Annotated in this window: 14 protein-coding genes; 3 read left to right on the plus strand and 11 right to left on the minus strand. The window is 51.0% G+C overall.

Annotated features, from left to right (window positions below):
• Positions 1 to 205: 205 nt before the first annotated feature.
• The gene (locus DWY84_RS05055) at positions 206 to 1,615 is read left to right on the plus strand and encodes a D-alanyl-D-alanine carboxypeptidase family protein (protein ID WP_243024763.1); all 1,410 of its coding nucleotides are present in this window, start codon (positions 206 to 208) and stop codon (positions 1,613 to 1,615) included.
• Between the two features lie 124 nt (positions 1,616 to 1,739).
• Here DWY84_RS05055 and DWY84_RS05060 read toward each other — a convergent pair whose 3' ends face one another.
• The 5 genes from DWY84_RS05060 to rpsL all read right to left on the minus strand — a co-directional run bounded on the left by DWY84_RS05060 (position 1,740) and on the right by rpsL (position 8,071).
• Entirely contained in the window at positions 1,740 to 3,233 is a 1,494-nt protein-coding gene (locus DWY84_RS05060) for a S8 family peptidase (protein WP_118531407.1), read from the minus strand.
• A gap of 262 nt (positions 3,234 to 3,495) precedes the next feature.
• On the minus strand, positions 3,496 to 4,689 hold the full coding sequence (tuf, locus tag DWY84_RS05065) for an elongation factor Tu (RefSeq protein WP_118531409.1): 1,194 nt from the start codon (positions 4,687 to 4,689) through the stop codon (positions 3,496 to 3,498).
• A 182-nt stretch (positions 4,690 to 4,871) separates the two neighbouring features.
• Complete coding sequence (gene fusA, locus DWY84_RS05070; RefSeq protein ID WP_118531411.1) at positions 4,872 to 6,992, minus strand: elongation factor G; 2,121 nt, start codon at positions 6,990 to 6,992, stop codon at positions 4,872 to 4,874.
• A 15-nt stretch (positions 6,993 to 7,007) separates the two neighbouring features.
• Positions 7,008 to 7,478 carry a 30S ribosomal protein S7 gene (gene rpsG, locus DWY84_RS05075; RefSeq protein WP_118531413.1) on the minus strand — a complete coding sequence of 157 codons (471 nt, stop codon included), beginning with the start codon at positions 7,476 to 7,478 and terminating at the stop codon, positions 7,008 to 7,010.
• 167 nt (positions 7,479 to 7,645) lie between these two features.
• The gene (gene rpsL, locus DWY84_RS05080) at positions 7,646 to 8,071 is read right to left on the minus strand and encodes a 30S ribosomal protein S12 (RefSeq protein WP_118531414.1); all 426 of its coding nucleotides are present in this window, start codon (positions 8,069 to 8,071) and stop codon (positions 7,646 to 7,648) included.
• 397 nt (positions 8,072 to 8,468) lie between these two features.
• Between rpsL and DWY84_RS05085 the strand changes: the two genes are divergently transcribed.
• Positions 8,469 to 8,828 (plus strand): TIGR04086 family membrane protein, encoded by a 360-nt coding sequence (locus DWY84_RS05085; protein WP_118531416.1) that lies wholly within the window; start codon positions 8,469 to 8,471, stop codon positions 8,826 to 8,828.
• Positions 8,829 to 8,908: 80 nt separating this feature from the next.
• Here DWY84_RS05085 and DWY84_RS05090 read toward each other — a convergent pair whose 3' ends face one another.
• On the minus strand, positions 8,909 to 10,222 hold the full coding sequence (locus DWY84_RS05090) for a hemolysin family protein (protein ID WP_118531418.1): 1,314 nt from the start codon (positions 10,220 to 10,222) through the stop codon (positions 8,909 to 8,911).
• A gap of 36 nt (positions 10,223 to 10,258) precedes the next feature.
• On the minus strand, positions 10,259 to 10,768 hold the full coding sequence (locus DWY84_RS05095; protein ID WP_118531420.1) for a signal peptidase II: 510 nt from the start codon (positions 10,766 to 10,768) through the stop codon (positions 10,259 to 10,261).
• 194 nt (positions 10,769 to 10,962) lie between these two features.
• On the opposite strand from DWY84_RS05095, the gene DWY84_RS05100 reads away from it, so the two are divergent.
• Complete coding sequence (locus tag DWY84_RS05100) at positions 10,963 to 12,687, plus strand: S8 family peptidase (protein ID WP_118531422.1); 1,725 nt, start codon at positions 10,963 to 10,965, stop codon at positions 12,685 to 12,687.
• A 709-nt stretch (positions 12,688 to 13,396) separates the two neighbouring features.
• Here DWY84_RS05100 and DWY84_RS05105 read toward each other — a convergent pair.
• The 4 genes from DWY84_RS05105 to DWY84_RS05120 all read right to left on the minus strand — a co-directional run bounded on the left by DWY84_RS05105 (position 13,397) and on the right by DWY84_RS05120 (position 20,749).
• Positions 13,397 to 15,166 carry a trypsin-like peptidase domain-containing protein gene (locus tag DWY84_RS05105; RefSeq protein ID WP_243024764.1) on the minus strand — a complete coding sequence of 590 codons (1,770 nt, stop codon included), beginning with the start codon at positions 15,164 to 15,166 and terminating at the stop codon, positions 13,397 to 13,399.
• 662 nt (positions 15,167 to 15,828) lie between these two features.
• Positions 15,829 to 18,135, minus strand: coding sequence for an LCP family protein (locus DWY84_RS05110; RefSeq protein ID WP_243024765.1), 2,307 nt, complete (start codon positions 18,133 to 18,135; stop codon positions 15,829 to 15,831).
• Between the two features lie 43 nt (positions 18,136 to 18,178).
• Complete coding sequence (locus tag DWY84_RS05115; protein WP_118531424.1) at positions 18,179 to 19,600, minus strand: undecaprenyl-phosphate glucose phosphotransferase; 1,422 nt, start codon at positions 19,598 to 19,600, stop codon at positions 18,179 to 18,181.
• Between the two features lie 150 nt (positions 19,601 to 19,750).
• Positions 19,751 to 20,749, minus strand: a complete 999-nt coding sequence (locus tag DWY84_RS05120; RefSeq protein WP_118531426.1) for a glycosyltransferase family 2 protein — start codon at positions 20,747 to 20,749, stop codon at positions 19,751 to 19,753.
• Between the last annotated feature and the right edge of the window lie 3 nt (positions 20,750 to 20,752).

Genomic DNA, 20,752 nt, shown 5'->3' on the forward strand with positions numbered 1-20,752 from the left:
ATTTCATGGAATATTTGGTTGAATATTTATTTTACATAAGGTATGATTAGACAGGTCCGGTTTGCCAAAATACGGATATTTCCGCAGAGTTCCTTGCTTTTCACTCGAACCGGCAAACGGAAAAAGAACACGGGAGGTTTGCACATTGCTAAATAAATGGAAACAAACGATATCAAAATTTGTATGTTTTGTCCTAACATGCCAGTTGTTCATTCTGACAACCTGGGCAAAACCGGACTGGCCCTCCGATACCGGCATCATGGCTGAGGCAGGCATTGTCATGGATATGGATTCCGGTGCCATTCTGTATGGTCAGAATATCCACCTGACCTACCCGCCGGCCAGTATCACCAAAATCCTCACAGCACTCATCGTCCTGGAAAATTGCAATCTGGATGATACTGTAACATTTTCTACAACGGCTGTCAACCAGGTTGAGGCCGACAGCGGAAATAAAATCAGCGTTGTGGCAGGTGACCAGCTGTCCGTAGAAGACTGTCTCTACTCCATGCTGCTAGTATCCTGCAACCAGGCCGCCAATGCTCTGGCCGAGCATACGGCAGGCAGTATTTCTGCCTTTGTGAACATGATGAATGAAAAGCTGGCGCAGCTTGGATGTCAGGAAAGCCACTTCGAAAACCCATCCGGCTTAAATGGCGATAATCAGTATGTTTCCGCTTACGATATGGCCCTGATTGCCCAGGCTGCCTACGACAATGAAACCCTGGTAGAGATCAGCTCTGCCACCACCCATAAGATCGCGCCGACCACCCAGAACCCGGATGGCTTCACCATCCGCGGAGAGCACCGGCTCTGCGTGACAGAAGACCCCAGCAGCCCGTATTACTATCCAGAGGCCGTAGCAGGAAAAACAGGCTACCTGATTAAAGCCGGAAATACCCTGGTTACCTACGCGGTAAAAGATAACCGCCGCCTGATCTCTGTTATCTTAAAAGGGCAGCCAAGACAATACTTCGTAGATGGTAAGGCACTTTTGGAATTTGGATTCCGGTCCTTCCAGGACTACACTGTGGCAGACTATGAAAGCCGTTATGTAACCGGAAACGAGACCATCAATCTGGATAAAGGCTCGTTTCAGGCATCTGATCTGATGATCGATCCTGACAGCGTAATCACCCTGCCAAACAGTGCCTCCTTTGAAGATGCAGATATCACGCTTGGGGCGCTGCCGGAGATCAGCCCAGACAATGCCGTAGCGCTGCTCACCTACAGCTACAATGACCGGACAATCGGTACCGCGTATCTGCTGGCAAAAGATGGCGTCACAATCGACGGGAATGATTCAGCCTCAGAGGCTGCCACAACCGCTTTCGATACCGCAAATGCAGAAGCTCCCCTGGCTACTGCTTCCAACGCAGAGAAGCCCCAGCGGCCACACAAACATATTTCCGTAGCCGGTGTCCTGATCACAATCCTGATCGTGCTTCTTGTTCTTGGCGTGATCGGCCTTATAAGCTGGTTCATCTACTCGAAAAAGAAAGAAGCCAAAGCCCTGGCAAAACGACGGGAACGCCGCAGACAGCGCCTGCAGCGCTCCGGTGACGAAGAAGAGTTTGAGCGGCTGCTGGCTGAGTACAAAAATAAAAAGAAATAACGCCGCACCGCAGACCGCATTATAAAAGGCATATTGAAAAAGCCCATGAAAACCGTTCACAAATCGTTTTCATGGGCTTTTCTAATGCTCTTTTCTGAATTTTGCAGGGATTTTCTGATATGCTTTACCACCCCAGATTAACTGGTTCCCCGCCTCCTGCTATAATTGTTTTTGATGTGGAAGCCGTACTCTCTGACTGAGACGCGCCGTCTGATGCGCTGTCACTGTTCTGGCGCTCCTGTGGGGCCTCTGCTGTCTGCTCCGCAGTCTGTCCAGCCGCCGCATTCTGGTCTGCCTGTGTATGATCTGCCGGCTGCTCCGTCTGCGCACTGTCTGCTGTTTCCGTCGTTCTGCCATAGTTCAGTGCGGCATATACATCCAGCATACCATTGCTGCTGAGCTTGCCTTCCAACGGCGGAATCTTTCGCGCCGTTTCCAGAAGAACTTTCCGGATATCAGAAAGCTGCAGATCCGTGCGATAGGAATACAAAAACGCCGCCGCTCCGGCTACCATCGGAGCTGACATAGAGGTTCCGGTCATAAATCCATAACCGCCATCTGCGATGGTGCTGACAATGTAGGTGCCCGGTGCCGCGATATCCACGCTCTTTGCTCCGTAATTGGAGCTTTCCGCCAGGCTTCCGTCAAACATCAGGTTTGCCACAGAAATGACATTATCCAGGTCAAAGGAGGATGGATAGTCCGGCTTCTGGTCTGTGTCCTCTCCGATGCCTTTTTCGTTTCCGTTTCCGGCCGATACCACAAACAGCATCCTGGATGCCCGCATTACCTTCTCCAGTTCCGGATAATACTCTGTCGTACCAAAACTGAGGTTGCAGATGGAGGCTCCGTTTGCTTCCGCATAGCGAATGGCTTCAATGATGGCCTTTTCCTCACCTACACCGTACTGGGTTCCCAGTGCCTTTAATACCATGACCTTCACATATTTGTTGTCCGTAATACCGGCAATACCGCCATTTCCGCGGGCGGCGGCAATGGTTCCCGCCGCATGGGTTCCATGATTATCCTCAATGCCTTTACAGAGTTCATTGTTTCCATCAAAAAAATTCCAGCCATGTACATCGTCCACGTAACCGTTTCCGTCATTATCAATGCCATCTCCCGGAATCTCATCTTCGTTGGTCCAGATAGCATCCTTCAGATCAGGATGATTGATATCAATTCCCGTGTCAATGACTGCCACTACCACCTGCCGGTGCTCCTCTGTGCTGGAATCGTAAAGGTTCCATGCCGGCAGGATATCAATATCCACTCCCCGTCTTGCCCGGATCTCCTTGATACGGTAAGCATCCGGTCCGGCTACCGGGGCCGGCATGCCAAGGTAGTTTGCCAGATCAATGTAGGTTGCCAGCTTCGGGTTGCTGTCCTTAAAGCGATTTGTGATCTCGCTGTACTGCAGCTCCGCATCATTCTTCAGGCCCCACTGATATCTGGAATAGCTGTCTGAAGAAGACAGATTAGCCACACCCGGTCCATAGACATCGGTATGAAAGGTATATTGAGTGTCCGGCATTGCGGATGCCGCAGCATGCAGTCCCGCTCCGCAGAGCACTGCTGCTAATGCAGTAGCTGCCTGCTGTTTCCATTTCATTTTCATAATATACTCCTCAATTCTATCGCCATAACCGTGCAAGCACGCTTCGGGCTCTCTTGCACTCGTTACATTATAACACAGCTGTCAAATCTTTAGTTTGAACTTTGTGTGAAATTGTTTGCGCAATGCGTGAACAGTAACGTGAAATTCACGCAACAGAAAAACCCGTGGAGAAAATCTCCACGGGTCATCTTACGTTTGGACACAGTAGGCGCTCCTGCGCATCTACATGATATAAAAATTTCGATTAATTTCTGATCAGTGATTACTCAACGATAGAAACAACACGGCCTGAACCTACGGTTCTACCACCCTCACGGATAGCGAAACGAAGACCCTGCTCCATAGCTACCGGATGGATCAGCTCAACGGTCATCTCTACGTTATCACCAGGCATGCACATCTCGGTACCAGCCGGGAGCTCGCAAACGCCGGTTACGTCAGTTGTTCTGAAGTAGAACTGCGGACGATAGTTGTTGAAGAACGGGGTATGACGACCACCCTCGTCTTTGGTCAGAACGTAAACCTGTGCGGTAAACTTGTTGTGGCATTTTACGGATGCCGGCTTACACAGAACCTGTCCACGCTCGATCTCAGTTCTCTGGATACCACGAAGCAGAGCACCGATGTTATCACCAGCCTGAGCCTCATCCAGTAACTTACGGAACATCTCGATACCGGTAACAACGGTCTTCTTGGTCTCCTCGTGGATACCAACGATCTCAACCTCATCGTTCAGATGAAGAACACCACGCTCTACACGGCCAGTAGCAACGGTACCACGACCGGTAATGGTGAATACATCCTCTACAGGCATCAGGAACGGCTTATCAGTCTCACGCTGCGGATCCGGGATCCAGCTGTCAACTGCGTCCATCAGCTCCATGATCTTGTCGCCCCACTCACCGTGCGGATCCTCAAGAGCCTTCAGAGCGGAACCCTGAATGATCGGGGTGTCATCGCCCGGGAACTCGTACTCGTTCAGCAGCTCACGGATCTCCATGTCTACTAACTCAAGCAGCTCCGGATCGTCAACCATATCACATTTGTTCATGAATACAACGATGTACGGTACGCCTACCTGACGGGAAAGCAGGATGTGCTCTCTGGTCTGAGCCATAACACCATCGGTTGCTGCTACTACAAGGATAGCGCCATCCATCTGAGCTGCACCGGTGATCATGTTCTTAACGTAGTCAGCATGTCCTGGGCAGTCAACGTGTGCATAGTGTCTGTGCTCGGTCTCATACTCAACGTGTGCGGTAGAAATGGTGATACCACGCTCTCTCTCCTCCGGAGCCTTATCGATGTTCTCGAAATCGGTAGCGGTGTTACCAGCAACTCTCTCAGCCAGAACTTTGGTGATTGCTGCGGTCAGAGTGGTTTTACCATGGTCAACGTGGCCGATGGTACCAATGTTACAATGCGGTTTGGTTCTTTCAAACTTTGCTTTTGCCATTTTATAACGTCCTCCTTGATTTGCCCGCCTAGTACGGGCGATTGATTATATGGTTAGGCTGTTCTTTATTATATGCTATTTACGCAATATTTTCAAGCCTTTTCTATATTCCGGCTGGCGGCTCTGCAGCATATTCTTTGATAAAAACAACTGCAGAACCACCGGCTGAAAATTAGATTACATTATTTCTTGTGCTCGTTGATAACCTTCTCCTGTACGGACTTCGGAACCGGCTCGTACTTCTCGAAGAACATGGAGTAGTTACCACGTCCCTGAGTCTTGGAACGAAGGTCAGTAGAGTAACCGAACATCTCGGAAAGCGGAACGTATGCCTTAACGATCTTACCGCCGCCTAAGTCATCCATACCCTCGATACGGCCACGACGGGAGTTGATATCACCGATAACATCACCCATGTACTCCTCAGGCATGGTAACCTCAACCTTCATGATCGGCTCAAGCAGGATAGCGCCTGCCTTCTGCATAGCCTCCTTGAACGCCATGGAACCAGCGATCTTGAATGCCATCTCGTTAGAGTCGACCTCATGGTAAGAACCATCGTATACGGTAGCTTTTACACCGAGTACCGGGAATCCAGCAAGGATACCGGACTTGGAAGCCTCTTCGATACCAGCGCCAACTGCCGGGATGTACTCTTTCGGGATAGCACCGCCGACAACGGTAGACTCGAACTTGAAGGTCTCTTCTGCGTTCGCATCCATCGGCTCGAAGTGAACTTTACAGTGACCGTACTGACCACGACCACCAGACTGCTTAGCATATTTGCTGTCTACGTCTACGGCCTTGGTGAAGGTCTCTTTGTAAGCAACCTGCGGAGCACCAACGTTTGCTTCTACGTTGAACTCTCTCAGAAGACGGTCTACGATGATCTCCAGATGTAACTCACCCATACCGGAGATGATGGTCTGGCCAGTCTCCTGGTTGGTGGATGCACGGAAGGTCGGATCCTCCTCTGCAAGTTTCGCAAGTGCCTCGCTCATCTTGCCCTGACCAGCTTTGGTCTTCGGCTCGATAGCGATATCGATAACCGGCTCCGGGAACTCCATGGACTCCAGGATAACCGGATGATTCTCATCACAGATGGTATCACCGGTACCGGTAATCTTAAAGCCTACTGCTGCAGCGATATCGCCGGAGTAAACCTTGTCAATCTCCTGTCTCTTGTTAGCATGCATCTGAAGGATACGGCCAACACGCTCTTTCTTGCCCTTGGTAGCATTCAGAACGTAGGAACCGGAATTCATGGTACCGGAGTACACACGGAAGAATGCCAGCTTACCTACGAACGGGTCGGTCATGATCTTGAATGCCAGAGCTGCGAACGGCTCTTCATCAGAAGAATGACGCTCGATTTCATTGCCATCCATATCGGTACCCTTGATAGACGGGATATCGGTCGGAGCCGGCATGAACTCGATAACTGCGTTCAGAAGTCTCTGAACACCTTTGTTTCTGTATGCACTACCGCAGCATACCGGAACAGCGGTACACTCACAGGTAGCTTTTCTTAATACTTTCTTCAGTTCCTCGATAGATGGCTCTTCGCCTTCCAGATACTGCATCATCAGATCATCATCCAGCTCGCAGATCTTCTCTACCAGCTCGGTGTGATATAACTCTGCATCATCCTTCATATCATCCGGGATTTCGCAAACAGTAACGTCGTCGCCCTTATCATCGTTGTAGATGTAAGCCTGCATCTCGAACAGGTCGATAAGGCCCTTGAACTCGTCCTCTTTACCGATCGGCAGCTGTAAGCAGATAGCGTTCTTACCAAGTCTGGTACGGATCTGCTCTACTGCGCCGTAGAAGTTAGCGCCCAGGATATCCATCTTGTTGATGAATGCCATACGCGGTACGTTGTAGGTATCAGCCTGACGCCATACGTTCTCGGACTGCGGCTCTACACCACCCTTTGCACAGAACACGCCTACAGCGCCGTCCAGTACACGAAGGGAACGCTCTACCTCAACAGTGAAGTCTACGTGACCTGGGGTATCGATGATGTTGATACGATACTCCGGCTGTCCTTTGATCGGACGGTTGTCCTGGCCATGAATGGTCCAGTGACAGGTGGTAGCTGCTGAAGTAATGGTAATACCACGCTCCTGCTCCTGCTCCATCCAGTCCATGGTAGCAGTACCTTCGTGAGTATCACCGATTTTGTAGTTTACACCAGTGTAATACAGGATACGCTCAGTCAAAGTGGTCTTACCAGCATCGATGTGAGCCATGATACCAATATTTCTGGTTCTCTCCAACGGATATTCTCTTCCAGCCAAAGCTTTTTCCTCCTATTAGAATCTGAAGTGGGAGAAGGCCTTGTTAGCCTCTGCCATCTTATGCATGTCTTCTTTACGTTTTACAGATGCACCAGTGTTGTTTGCTGCGTCCATAATCTCGTTTGCCAGTCTCTCTTCCTGGGTCTTCTCGCCTCTCTTACGGGAGAACATGGTGATCCAGCGAAGTGCAAGAGTCTGACGTCTCTCCGGCTTAACCTCGATCGGCACCTGATAGGTAGCACCACCGATACGTTTTGCCTTAACCTCCAGAACAGGCATGATGTTGTTCATAGCCTCTTCGAAGACTTCCAGAGCCGGCTTGCCGCTCTTCTCTTCTACACGGTTAAATGCACCGTATACGATTTTCTGTGCAACACCCTTCTTACCATCAAGCATGATGTTGTTGATCAGCTTGGTTACAACCTTGTTGTTGTATAAAGGATCTGCTAATACATCTCTTTTCTGAATATGTCCTTTACGTGGCACGTTACTTCCCTCCTTAATTATAGAAATTAATTCATAGGTACTCACATGTTTCCATAAAAATGTGTTCGCGCACGGTTCTATCTATTCCTGCAACCACAGGCAATATCATCCCGGCACTAACTACTTTTACTTACGTTAGTGGTACTACTAGTGTAAGCTGTTACTTATTATTTCTTCTTAGCGTCTTTCGGTCTCTTAGCGCCGTACTTGGAACGAGCCTGCTTTCTGTTGGCTACGCCTGCGGTATCAAGAGTACCTCTGATGATGTGGTATCTGGTACCCGGAAGGTCCTTAACACGGCCACCACGAATTAATACTACGCTGTGCTCCTGTAAGTTGTGTCCCTCGCCCGGGATGTAGCTGGTTACCTCGATACCGTTAGAAAGACGTACTCTGGCGATTTTACGAAGTGCAGAGTTCGGCTTCTTCGGGGTTGCAGTCTTAACTGCGGTGCAGACACCTCTCTTCTGCGGAGAAGAAGTGTTGGTTGCACGCTTCTGTAAGGAGTTGTATCCTCTCTGCAGAGCCGGTGCGGTAGACTTCTTTTCTGCGGTCTGTCTTCCCTTTCTCACTAACTGGTTGAATGTTGGCATTCCTTTCACCTCCTGTGATATTGTCTGTTGGTTGCTGTAATTCTTTTCAGCTTTTTGCGCATCAAAAAATCCTGCGATTTTCGCACGCCATGTCATTATATCCGTTTGATGATAGCATGTCAAGGATATTTTTGCAATTTCTCGCCTGTTTTTCTTTATATTTAAGCCATTTGTTGTTACTGTTCACGCGTTGCGCAAACAGCAACGGATTTTTCCGATGCTTCGCATTCCAAATCGGCAAAATCTGCTGCCACCACGATATCATACGGCATTTTCAGTTCAGAAAATGCCTACCCGTGTACAGTAACCATTTGTTCCATTCATTTTCCCCACACATATTTTCGGACAGCCCGGAATAGAATAAAGCAATCAGAGTATTCCCTAAAGGAGAAGTTTTATGCTGCCATCCCGCCCGAAAGCTGTTCTGATCTCGCTTGTTGCGTCCTATCTTTTATCTGCCCTGCTTTTATTCATCCTGACCTTTGTTTTATACAGGCTGAAACTGAAGGAGTCGCAGATTGCACCCGCGGTCTATGCCCTCTATGCCATCTCCTGCTTCGCGGGCGGGCTGCTCTGCGGCAAAGCGCTGCGTACCCGGCGTTTTTTCTGGGGGCTTCTCACCGGAGTTCTGTATTTTCTGGCGCTCTTTACGGCATCCCTTCTGCTGCGCCACGGGCAGGTACCAGAGCTTTCCCGGATGCTTCCGGTACTGGCCTGCTGCGCGGCAGGAGGCATGGCAGGAGGAATTTTAAGCTGATGAAAAAGAAAGGGATGCAGCAAAGCTGAACCCGGTATGTTCCGGGACCAGTTTGCTGCATCCTCTTCTTTTTTACTGTTTTATTCGTGTTCTCCGTCTTTTTCCTTCTCTCCATCCTCCGACTCTTCCGGATGATGAATCTGAATGCGGATTTTTCCGATCCGGTTTTTATCCATCTCTTCTACTTTTAAATGAAGATTCTCGTAATCAACTTCCTCGCCTTCCTCCGGCAGATGGTCCAGCAGGCCGATCACCAGTCCGCCAATGGAATCATAATCCTCAGATTCCAGTTCCAGGCCCAAGCGGTCATTCAGATCGTCCAGTTTGGCTGAACCATTCACCAGATATTCATCCGGCGCAACTTCCTTTACGTCATCCTCCTCATCCTGATCGTACTCATCGCGGATCTCACCGACAATCTCCTCCAGCATATCCTCCAGAGTAATAAGACCGGCGGTGGCACCGTACTCATCCAGTACAATGACAATATTGTTGAAGGTTTTTCGCATCTCCAGCATCAGCTCGGCCGTCTTCTTGTATTCGTAGGTATAAAGCGGCTGGCGCAGATAATCACGGATGGAAAAATTCTTTTCCTTTTCATGATCAAACAGAATAAAATCCTTCATATTCACAATGCCGATGACATTGTCCGTATTTTCCTCGTAAACCGGGATACGGGTAAAGCGTTCATTCTGGAACAGCTCCATGAGCTCATCGAAGGTTGCGTTTACATCTACCATGACCATATCGATACGCGGCACCATAACATCCTTGGCCACAGCATCCCCGAAATCGAATACGTTGTTGATCATCTTCTTTTCTTCGCTCTCAATAACGCCTTCCTCATGGCTTACTTCCACGATCGTCCGGAGCTCATCCTCTGTTATGGGATCCTGCTTTTTGTTGGGGTCTACACGCAAAAGGAAGAGAACTCCCATGGACAGCTTATTGACAATGAAGATTACCGGAGTCAGAACCACCATCAGCACATGGATGGCACCTGCATAAGCAAAAGAGATTTTCTCCGCATACAGCGTGGACATAGTCTTTGGCGTGATCTCACCGAATACCAGGATCAGCAGCGTCAGCACGCCGGTGGCTACGCCAACCGCCGCATTGCCAAACACGCGCAGGGTCAGGGTTGTCATCAGGGAAGAGGCTGACAGATTCACAATGTTGTTGCCAATCAGAATGGTGCTGAGCATCTTGGCCGGATCTTCGATGACGGCCGCCACCATGGCTGCACGCTTGTCACCGCTCTCTGCCAGAGTACGCACCCGCATCTTGTTTACCGTAGTCAGGGCAGTCTCCGCCGAGGAGAAAAACGCTGACAGCATCAGCAGGATCAAAACCGCCGCCAGTTGTATGCCCGTACTGTCTCCAGAATCTAACATAGAAATATTTCGCTCCTTTTATATTTTCATTCGATTTTACATGGTTTCACGACTGCTGTCAACAGGAGTTTTTTCCGGCAGCATACCCCGGATTTCCTTTATGAACTCCGCTCCGAACAGGATGCCGGAGCCAAGAAATACAAAGATATCCCCAAGATTGAAGACTACCTTCTTCAGTTTTCCACACTGAATGCTGAAATAGTCCACCACATAGTGTCGGATCATGCGGTCATAAAGATTGCTGACCGCGCCGCCAAGAATAACAGCAATGCCGAATTTCTGTACGGTTTTTCCTTTCTGCGGAAGGATCGCAGCCAGAAAACCGGCCAGTCCTGAGATCACCGCCAGCGGCAGCATCCGCACAAGCTCTGCATGCTGCTCCAGAAAGCCGAAGGGAAAACCGGCGTTGTGATTCCGGTACAGCAGGATTTTTCCTTTTGTATGCGGCAGCGGCTTCGGGAAATTCTCCGGTTTTTCCCGGTCAATCAGCCATTTGATGCCAAGGTCCAGTGATGACAGCGCCGCGATGATTCCTGTATAAAGCATAGACACATTCCTCCTGATTTCCAGATATTCTCTCAATTGCGCAGGTGGCAAATTACTGCGCAGCTATTCTTATTGTACTATCAAAACGGAACGCCGTCAAACTGTAACCTGTTCGTAACTGTTCAGTACCATCACACTTACACCTGTTCTGATGTTCCTTCATATATTATCAGAAAAAAGTTCCGGGAGTTTTCATGATCCCCTGCAATGTTTCCCCTGCCTCGGAAGAGATTGCCGATTTCATCGTTCGGTATTCCCCGCGGGCTGTAGATTCCCTCTACGAGCTGGCCCAGACCCGGTGTGTCAATCTGGTGAGTCAGGAATACGCCATTGTCCACGCGCCCCTTTCCGGCGTCCTCCCTTTAAGTTTTACGCAGCACACCTACTCCGCCATTCCAAAACTTTACGGACTACAGGATACCACGGCCCTGGAAGCCACCGGAATCCTTCCGGTCTTTTCCCAGCCAAATCTCATGAGCACCGGCCAGGGCATCCTCATCGGGATGATTGACACCGGGATTGATTATACAAACCCGCTGTTTCAAAACCCGGACGGCACCAGCCGGATCCTGCGGCTCTGGGATCAGACTATTGAAAGTGAAAATACCCCGGAAGCTGTGGCCGGATTCCAGCCGTTTTACGGCACCGTCTACAGCCAGGAAGACTTAAACCGCGCCCTGGCCTCCGAACAGCCGCTGGAGCTTGTGCCCTCCACTGATACCAGCGGGCACGGAACCTTTCTGGCCGGAGTTGCCGCAGGCCGTCAGATTCAGAGTCCCACCACGTTTTCCGGTGCCGCCCCGGACGCCGCACTGGCAGTGGTACGGTTAAAGCCGGCCAAGCAATATCTGCGGGAGTTTTTTGCCGTTCCGCCAGATGCAGACGCTTATCAGGAAAATGACATCATGGCTGCCGCAGCTTTTCTTTTAGGCGTAGCCGGGCAGTACCAGATGCCGCTGGTGCTCTGCCTTGGCGTCGGCACCAGTCAGGGAAGCCACAGCGGAATCTCTCCCCTGGCCATGCAGCTGCAGGCCTTAAGCGGCACCCGCGGTTTTGCCTGTGTCACCGGTGCCGGAAACGAGACCGGATTCCGGCATCACTATTTTGGAAATCTTTCTCCTGATCAGGAATATGAGGATGTGGAGCTGCGCGTAGCGGATTCCACCTCCGGTTTTTCCATGGAGTTGTGGGCTGATGTTTCAGAACTTTACACGGTAGGCTTTGTCTCTCCCTCCGGAGAAGTGATTGAGCGGATTCCCATGACGGTAGGCCAGGAAACCACGATTTCCTTCCAGCTTGACGCCACCCGCATTTTGATCAGTTATCAGATTACCGAATCCTCCTCCGGACGTTTTTTAGCTTTTCTGCGTTTTACCGGCCCGGCCCCCGGCATCTGGCATATCCGGGTCTATCCCACGCTGTTTGTCGCCGGGCAGTTTCATATCTGGCTCCCCATGCAGGGATTTCTCACAGAGGACACCGGATTTCTCCGGCCGGACCCGGACATCACCATCACCGATCCCGGCAACGCGCCGCTGCTCTTAACCGTCAGCACATACAACCACGTTACCGGAAGCCTTTACATCCACAGCAGCCGCGGCTTCACCGCCACCGGACAGATCAAGCCGGATTTCGCCGCTCCCGGCGTGGAGGTGCAGGGACCAGGGATTCCGCCTGGCACTTCCCGCCTGTCCCGGCAGACCGGTTCCTCCGTGGCCACCGCCATCACCGCCGGAGCCGTGGCCTGTCTCTTCTCCTGGGGATTCACCCAGGGAAATGACACAACCCTCACCAGCATTTCCGTAAAATCCATCCTTATCCGCGGGGCAGAACGAAAAGAAGCGTTCCGCTATCCCAACCGGCAGTGGGGATATGGAACGCTAAATCTGTACCAGGCATTCCTGCTGATGCGGGAATAAAAATATTGAGACGGATTCAATAAAAGATCCGGAAGTGAAAGAGACCGCTTTCCTATATTTTCACATATCCGTTGTTTGCTTGCTCTCACAACACGTGTTCGCCTGCATCGGACTACATCCGCTGCATTCGGACACGTGTGTTCAAGAGGCAAACAACCAGATATGTGGAAAATACCGGAAAGCGGTCTCATTCACTTCCTGCTTCATTGGCTCCGCTAGAGATAAAAAACCACGCAAGCGCAATGTATTGGTTTAAACCTCTTACGTTTGCTTGCCATAGGATACCTGAAAAAACGGACACATCAAGGTTATAACAAGCGCTTACGCGACCTTGACGTGTCCGTTTTCTCCAGATATGGGCTAATCAAGCAATCATCCGAAGAGGCTCTGCAGGCACATAACTGCCGCCCTGGTCAGTATCCTTCCGGTCATAGCCTTTATTATCCTAACAAGACCAATACATGCCTGCAGCCACTATTCTTTTCGTAGCGCAGCCAATAAAGCAGGGCGTGCGGGGAATTGGATTCTGGAATTTTCCGCATATCCAGGTGTTTGCATCTTGAGCACACGTGTCCGAATGTGGCGGATGCTAATCCGACACAGGCGAACTCGTGTCAGCGAAAGCAAGCAAACAACGGATATGTGAAAATGTAAGAATTCAATTCCCCGTACGCCCGGACTCTTTATTAGTTCCGTCTCAATATTGTTGTTAGTTGGTTTCACCGGCCGGTTTGGTTCCCAGGGTAATCTGAACGGTACGCTCTACATACTGTCCATCCTCCAGGGACTGGACGGTTAAGTTCACAGTGTCACCGCCTTTGTAGTAGGTCAGCATATCTTTCAGATCTGCCATGGTGCGCACGGTCTGACCGTCAAACTTGGTGATGATATCTTTCTCTCTTAAATCGGACTTGGATGCTGCGCTGTCCTCTACAATCTTGTATACATAAATACCTCTCGGCATACCATACATACTTGCTGCGGTCTCATCAATATTCTGACCCTGGATTCCCAGATAACCCTGATCTGCCTCATCGACTGCGACACGGGTCTTCTTGTTCATCAGCTCGTTGATGATGTCCTGCGCCTGAGAGATCGGGATAGCGTAGCCCATTCCCTCTACCTCAGTGGAGGAATACTTGGCTGCGTTGATACCGATAACCTCACCCTTCATATTTAAAAGAGCGCCGCCACTGTTGCCAGGGTTGATGGCCGCATCGGTCTGGAGCAGGGTACGGCTGGTCTGATCCTCTGCCTTCACTTCACGATTTAATGCACTGACATAACCTACGGTTACGGACTGACCATAACCAAGGGCATTACCAATGGCAATGACGCCCTGACCAACCTTTAATGCGTCGGAATCACCGAGGGTTGCAACCTTGATCTGACTCATGGTGTCGGACGGGATATCCTTTAACGGGATGGCGATAACTGCCAGATCGGTTTCGGAATCAGTACCTTTGATGGCTGCACTGACCTGTGAATTATCAATAAAAGTAACCGTCAGCTCCTTAGAATCCTCAACTACATGATTATTGGTAACAATCAAAAGCTCTTCGTCGTTCTGGCCGACAATGATGCCGGAACCGCTGCTCGGAACCTCTACGGTCTGGCTCGGTCCAAACCAGGTCTGCTGCTGCATAACCATGGTGTTGTTAATGGCAACAACGGACGGCATAGCCTTCTCTACAATAGAAGAAACATCGGTCTGGATTGCGGAAGTAACCGGTGCTCCGGCTGTGGTACTGCTGTCTTCCTCATCAGACTGTGCTACCTTTACCTGGGCCTGCGTCTCAGTCTGGCCAATCGTGGTGTACTGACCCTTCAGGTACTCACCCGCCGTATCTACTGCAAACATGGTGCCACCGGCTACTGTACCAAAGAGGACTGCTGCCGCGGTAACACCGGCAATCTTTCCTGCCATGCTGCGGCCGCTTCGTTTTGTGTGTTCCGGTCTCTGGTGGGAAGCATGATGGAACTCCGGTCTGCGCGGTGCCCAGCCTCCGGTCGTATGATGCTGCTCCTGTGTCTGAGCATCTCCCTGACGGCTGCTGTCCTGAGCGGAAGCCTGAGCGTTCCAGGAAGCTGCTCTGTCCTTATCTGCAGTCTGGCTGTTCTGTGTGTTCCAGGCTGCTGCCCCATTCTCACCGGCTGCCCGGCCGCTGTTCTGCGGAGCGGACTGCCATGCGCTGCTGCTCTGGCTGCTTCCCTGCGGAGCGGACTGCCATGCGCCACTGCTCTGGCTGCTTCCCTGCGGAGCGGACTGCCATGCGCTGCTCTGGCTGTTATCCTGCGGAGCGGACTGCCATGCGCTGCTGCTCTGGCTGCTTTCCTGTGTCAGATGCTGCTCACTTCTGACCTCCTGGTTTTCTTCCTTACGGGATGCTTCACTGCGGTATTCCATATGTTCATCGTTGCGGTCATTGTAACCAGCTTCCGAATAATCGTTTCTGTTTTCTCTGTCGTTTTCGTACATAATGATGATCTCCTTTCCGTACTTCTTTTCCTTAACTCTGTAAAGAACTTTAGCAGAGAAATGTGTTGCAATTGTGTTCCCTTTTCAATTTAATTGTGAACTCCTCACCAAATAAAAAGAATATTCACGAAAGGTCCGAAGCAGGTCGGGGTGGTATCCCGCTGCGCAAAATATAAGTGCCGTGTTCGGACGATGTGGCTGACAGCCGTTTGCGGATAGTCGGACAAGATGTCCGCCTCCCGAAAACGTCAGTCGCCACATAGCCGGACACGTTGCACTTATATTTATGCTACGCAGGATACCGCCCCCGCCTGCTTCTGCTTTCCTGGCTATTTTACGGTAATAAAAAACACAGCCAGAATAGTACTGGTAAAAGCTGGAAATCATGGCTTTTATCAGTACCGTTCTGGCTGATTTTATTTCTCTCTTAGCGGAGGCAATACAGTAGAAGCCGGTTATCCCGGCATTCCGCGGAACATAAATATGGGTATACGTGTCCGGCTATGCAGCGACTGGTGTTTGAGGTAGGCGGACATCTTGTCCGACTATCCGCAAACATCTGTCAGCTGCATCGTCCGAACACAATACCCATATTTTGCGCAGCGGTATGCCGGGATTACCGGCTTCGGACCTATATTGCTATTACTTTTAAATTGTTATTTTTACTGTCCCGGTGCTGACACTGGTCCGGAGCCGGAAGAAGAGCTGCTTCCGTTTCCGCTTCCGGACGGTCCTCCGGATGAAACATTTCCGGAGCCTGCGCCGGTCGGCGTTGTGGAACTGCTTCCCGGATGAGATGCTGAGCTGGTCGGTGACGTACTGCTGCTTCCCGGATGAGATGCTGCTGTCGGTACCGTACTGCCGGAACCGGATGTCGTACTCTCACCGGTGCTGCCCGGATGAGATGCTGCCGTAGTCGGCGTTGTACTGCTTCCCGGATGACTTGCCGCGCTGGTCGGTGTCGTAGTGCCTGCATGGCCTGAGGAGGTGGTCTCCGTGCTGCTTCCCGGATGGGATGCAGAAGTGCTCTCCGTGCTGCTTCCCGGGCGGTCCGTTACCTTGGTATCCGCAATTCCGGATTCACTGGCCGAACTCTCATTATTCTTATGGTTATTGCGGCTTTCGGACTCTTTCAGATTTCCATCTTCATCCGTCTCCGCCCCTGTTGTAGCGCTGTGGCTGCTGGAAATGGTCTCACCCTTTACCAGGAAGCCGTCTGCGTCAGTCTCGTATTTCACATACTTGCCGTCCGCATCGGTCTCCATCTTAAGCTTTTTGCTGACCTTTTTGCCGTTTTTGTCATACTCGTATACGGTCTGGTACCCTTCCTCATCCTTGGATTTTTCTGAGGATTTTGTAGAAGCAGCGGTTGTCTTCTGCGGCTGTACCACACCGCCGCCAGTTCCGACATTACCGACAAACTGGCCTTCTTTGTAGATGCCGGTATCCGAAGAAATCTTTGCGCTGATCTTCTTTACCGTGTCGGACGGAGTATACGCCTCATCGCCAAAGAGAAATTTATGCAGTTCGATGACGTTGCTCTCCAGGGTAGCCGGAACAACCACTGCCCCCTTCTTACCCATGTTCGCGTCGCCGCGTGCCTGCGGGAATCCGGTAGTCTCACCCAGATGGAACTTACTGATATTCCGCGCGTTGCTTACCAGGTCATCTACACCAACACTGGTAGATACCTGCGGGAATACCGTTCCGATCAGGGTATACAGAGTCTGGAAGTCAGCCTTCTTGGATTTCTCAAAGGCCTGTGCAATAATCTTACGCTGACGCTCGGTACGCGCATAGTCGGTATCCATCAGTCGAAGTCGTCCGTACGCTACAGCCTGAACACCATCCAGATGGTTCATGCCTGCGTGGGTCAGCTGGCGGGAACCAATACCGGTTGCCTTTACGGTCTCTGTGATGAAGGAGTTAATATAGAAGAACTCCGCCTTGCTCAGCTCAATGTCCACACCGCCCAGAACATCAATGGCATTGGCTACTGCTTTCCAGTTAAAGGTCATGTAGTCCTGGATCTGCAGATCCAGGTTGCGGTTCAGGGCTTCGACGGCCTGCTTCGGTCCGCCTACAAAGTAAGCCTGGTTGATCTTGCTATAGGCCCCCTTATCGTTGATATTTAAGTAAGAATCACGGTATACCGATACCAGCTTGATCTCGCCGGTATCCCGGTTGATGTTGCAGAGGATGATAACATCCGAGTTCGTGGATTTCTCGATCGAGTTGTCACGGGCATCGACGCCGAAAATGGCGATGGTCCAGTAGCCCTTCATATTCTCTTCCGCGTCCACCGCAATGTCGTTTGTCTTGATCTCGCTGATCTGGAAATCTTCGGAGCGCTGGATCTTCGACATCATGCGGGCCATAAAGGCATAGCTGAAAATGGCTACCAACGCGATACACTCTGCCACAATCATGGCAATGATACGGCGTCTGCGCTTTTTCTTTGCCTCGCTCTGTCCAAAATCAGAACGGCCGCCGCGCCGGTCGTTTCCGCCGGTCGTTCTTCCGGCTGCTGCCTTCCGTACCGCACGGCTGCCTGCGGTTTCCCGCGCTGCACTGCTGCGTATATCGGAATCGCAAGCTCTGTTTCCGGTATTCTCCTGCCCCAGATCTGCACGTACTGCGCTGCCTCTGCGGCGGGAAGTGCCTCGCCCGCGTCCCATCTCCATCTCATCCAGCATATCCGGCGCATAGCTCCGGCTCACAGGCTCCTGACTGCTTTCCCTTTTCGGCTGCTTCGGGATCGCATGGATACGGGAATCTCCCATCACGTCCAGCTCCCGCTCTGCTGCTTCCTGGCGTTTTCTCTGGCGGCTCTCCCAACGCTCCCGCTCGGACGCGTATCCGCCCTCCTGCCCGGAAGAGCCATACGCTGCCGTATCCCGCATGCGTGGGTTGCGTCTGCTTCTCCGCTCTGTACTGCGCTCTAACTCATCGTCAAAATCGTGACTCATGTTTTGTACCTCATTCTCATTCCTGCCTGCTCCGGCGACCGGGTCAATAGGCGTTCTTATTAATAAAGCCTTTGAAAAATGTCAGAAACAATATCTTAAAATCAAATCCCAAAGTCCAGTTTTCAATGTAATAAAGATCGTGCTCGATCCGCTTGGTGATGGAAGTATCGCCACGGTAGCCATTCACCTGCGCCCACCCGGTCATACCCGGACGTACCTGATGCTTGATCATGTAACGTGGGATCTCTTCCTTGAAGCGTTCTACAAAATATGGACGCTCCGGCCTTGGTCCCACCAGGCTCATGCTGCCAAACAGCACGTTGAACAGCTGGGGCATCTCGTCGATGCTGGTCTTGCGGATCACCCGGCCGATGGTGGTCACCCTTGGGTCGCGCTTCGTGGTCCATTCACTCTTTTCTTTTTCCGGTGCCTGCACCTCCATGGAACGGAACTTGTACATCTTAAAAGGACGGTTATGCAGTCCCACCCGCTCCTGACAGTAGATCAGCGGTCCCGGAGAGGTCAGCTTGATCAGGATAGCCGTAAGCAGCATGACCGGCGAAAACAGGATCAGGGCCACAATGGCACCAAAAATGTCGATTGCCCGTTTCATGGCCGCATTCAGCGGATCATTCAGCGGGACACGGCGGATGTTGATGACCGGAAGCCCCTGCAGATCCTCTGTATAAGGCTTTGTCGGGATCACCTTGTTGTAGTCCGGAATAAACTTGGTGTGCACACCGGACTTTTCACAGACCGCTACGATCTGCTCCAGACCGCCGTACTCCTTCAGGCTTAAAGTAATGGCAATCTCGTCCAGACGGTTCATGTCCAGGATCGGCTTTAGATCCTTCATGGTTCCAATGACCTTGATACCGCGGTAGTCATAGCCCCACGGCTTGTGGTCATCCAGAATGCCCCGTACCCGGTAGCCCCACTCCGGATTGGCCAGCACGCGGTCAATGTAGCCTTCTGCCGCGCGGCTGTAACCCACCAGAATAATATGTTTCTGATTGTATCCCTTCGCGCGCATGGAACGCAGCACGGTACGGATCAGGTTTCGCTCCAGCGTCTCCGCTGTAATGTTGGTCAGGAAGAAGCCGGCCATCAGTCTGGCTGAGAATTCCCTCAGGTATGGATTTTTTCTTCCTAAATAGAGGATTGTTCCAAAGAGGAACAGTCCGATGATATTGGCCTTGCAGATGTTGGCAAATTCCTGTCGTCTGCCCTGCACCCGCTTTGGCGTAAACAGATGAAAGACTGTATACAAAAGCAGATAGACCGGTATGATCACCACCAGGACCCGCATATAAAACCAGGTCGGCAGGATACCAGCCTCCAGATCTGCTCCAAACAATCCACTTTTCAGTGTAATAAACCAGCTGAATACATAGGCGGCCGCGATCACCAGTGCATCCAGAAGCACATGCAGCCGGTTCAGTCTGGTCTGATTATCTTTTATCATATGGTCCACCTTTATCTCTGAACTGCCGTTTTATATTACCCAGACAGCAGCGGATTTGCCGATATTCCGCCAAAATGGCAGTCTTCCGGCATCATAATGGAATCGTAACGATTATACACGAATTTTCTGGATCAGTATATTAAATTTCTATTAACTTTTTGTCATACCAGCCAGTTTCTTCCGGATCTGGCGTCTGGAAAACTCGTAAATGTAAAGCGCCGCGCCGTAAATCAGTTCCCACTCAATGGCAAGATAATTAGGAAAATCTTCCTTCCGGTATGGAACCTTCCGGGTCTTTTTCACGGTTTTGATACCCTCAAGCACTCCGGCCACATAGTCCTTCTCAAAGCCGAGCTTCTTAAAGAAGAAATACTTTCCGGCAATTCCGGCGACAATGGGGAGACTGTTCACCAGAAGCTGCGGAGCCGGCATGTTCTTATAATTTAAGTACACGTTGTTGCGGGCTGCCAGCTTCACCTTAAAGGAATTGTACTTAGAGCCGCTGGTGCCGCTTCCCACATGGAACACCTTCGCAGACGGACAGTATAAATTATAGTATCCCGCAATCTTGGCCCGGTATCCCACATCGATATCTTCCAGATAGGCAAAATGCATCTCATCGAAATAACCGATTTCCTCAAAGACCTCCCGGCGGTAAATTGCTGCTCCGGCACAGGCAGAAAAGATATGGCACGGACGGTCATAGCGTTCGATCTCCTGTCCCACGCCCCGCTGATACGCCCAGCCCATGATGCTGTACATATCGCCGCCATCATCCATCAGTTCCTTATGGTAAAGCTGGATCATCTTCGGACTGACGGAAAATATCTTCGGAGAGCTTTCGATTGCCTTTAACAGCTCGCCCACATACTCCGGCTCTGCCTCGGTATCATTGTTTAACAGAATCACATAGGGCGTTTTCGCCGCCTTAATTCCCACATTCACCGCGCCGGAAAAGCCAGTGTTGGTCTCCAGAAAGAGGGAAGGAAGTCCATGCTCCTTCAGCCATTCCACGCTGCCATCGGTGGAGCCGTTGTCCACCACCAGCAGCTCAAAATCACGGCAAAGCTGCTTATCCAGGGCAGCCATACAGGGCTCCATGAATTTTAGGCCATTATAGTTTGGAATCACGATCGTAACTTTTTTCATGTG

The sequence above is a fragment of the Clostridium sp. AF27-2AA genome, from assembly GCF_003478505.1.
In the GTDB taxonomy this organism is placed as follows: domain Bacteria; phylum Bacillota; class Clostridia; order Lachnospirales; family Lachnospiraceae; genus Brotaphodocola.

Excerpts from the sequence above, each read along its gene's own strand:
- rpsL (WP_118531414.1), bottom strand. The coding sequence starts at position 8,071 with ATGCCAACATTCAACCAGTTAGTGAGAAAGGGAAGACAGACCGCAGAA.
- DWY84_RS05060 (WP_118531407.1), bottom strand. The coding sequence starts at position 3,233 with ATGAAAATGAAATGGAAACAGCAGGCAGCTACTGCATTAGCAGCAGTG.
- DWY84_RS05120 (WP_118531426.1), bottom strand. The coding sequence starts at position 20,749 with ATGAAAAAAGTTACGATCGTGATTCCAAACTATAATGGCCTAAAATTC.
- DWY84_RS05100 (WP_118531422.1), top strand. The coding sequence starts at position 10,963 with ATGATCCCCTGCAATGTTTCCCCTGCCTCGGAAGAGATTGCCGATTTC.
- DWY84_RS05110 (WP_243024765.1), bottom strand. The coding sequence starts at position 18,135 with ATGAGTCACGATTTTGACGATGAGTTAGAGCGCAGTACAGAGCGGAGA.
- DWY84_RS05095 (WP_118531420.1), bottom strand. The coding sequence starts at position 10,768 with ATGCTTTATACAGGAATCATCGCGGCGCTGTCATCACTGGACCTTGGC.
- DWY84_RS05105 (WP_243024764.1), bottom strand. The coding sequence starts at position 15,166 with ATGTACGAAAACGACAGAGAAAACAGAAACGATTATTCGGAAGCTGGT.
- DWY84_RS05085 (WP_118531416.1), top strand. The coding sequence starts at position 8,469 with ATGCTGCCATCCCGCCCGAAAGCTGTTCTGATCTCGCTTGTTGCGTCC.
- DWY84_RS05090 (WP_118531418.1), bottom strand. The coding sequence starts at position 10,222 with ATGTTAGATTCTGGAGACAGTACGGGCATACAACTGGCGGCGGTTTTG.
- DWY84_RS05115 (WP_118531424.1), bottom strand. The coding sequence starts at position 19,600 with ATGATAAAAGATAATCAGACCAGACTGAACCGGCTGCATGTGCTTCTG.
- tuf (WP_118531409.1), bottom strand. The coding sequence starts at position 4,689 with ATGGCAAAAGCAAAGTTTGAAAGAACCAAACCGCATTGTAACATTGGT.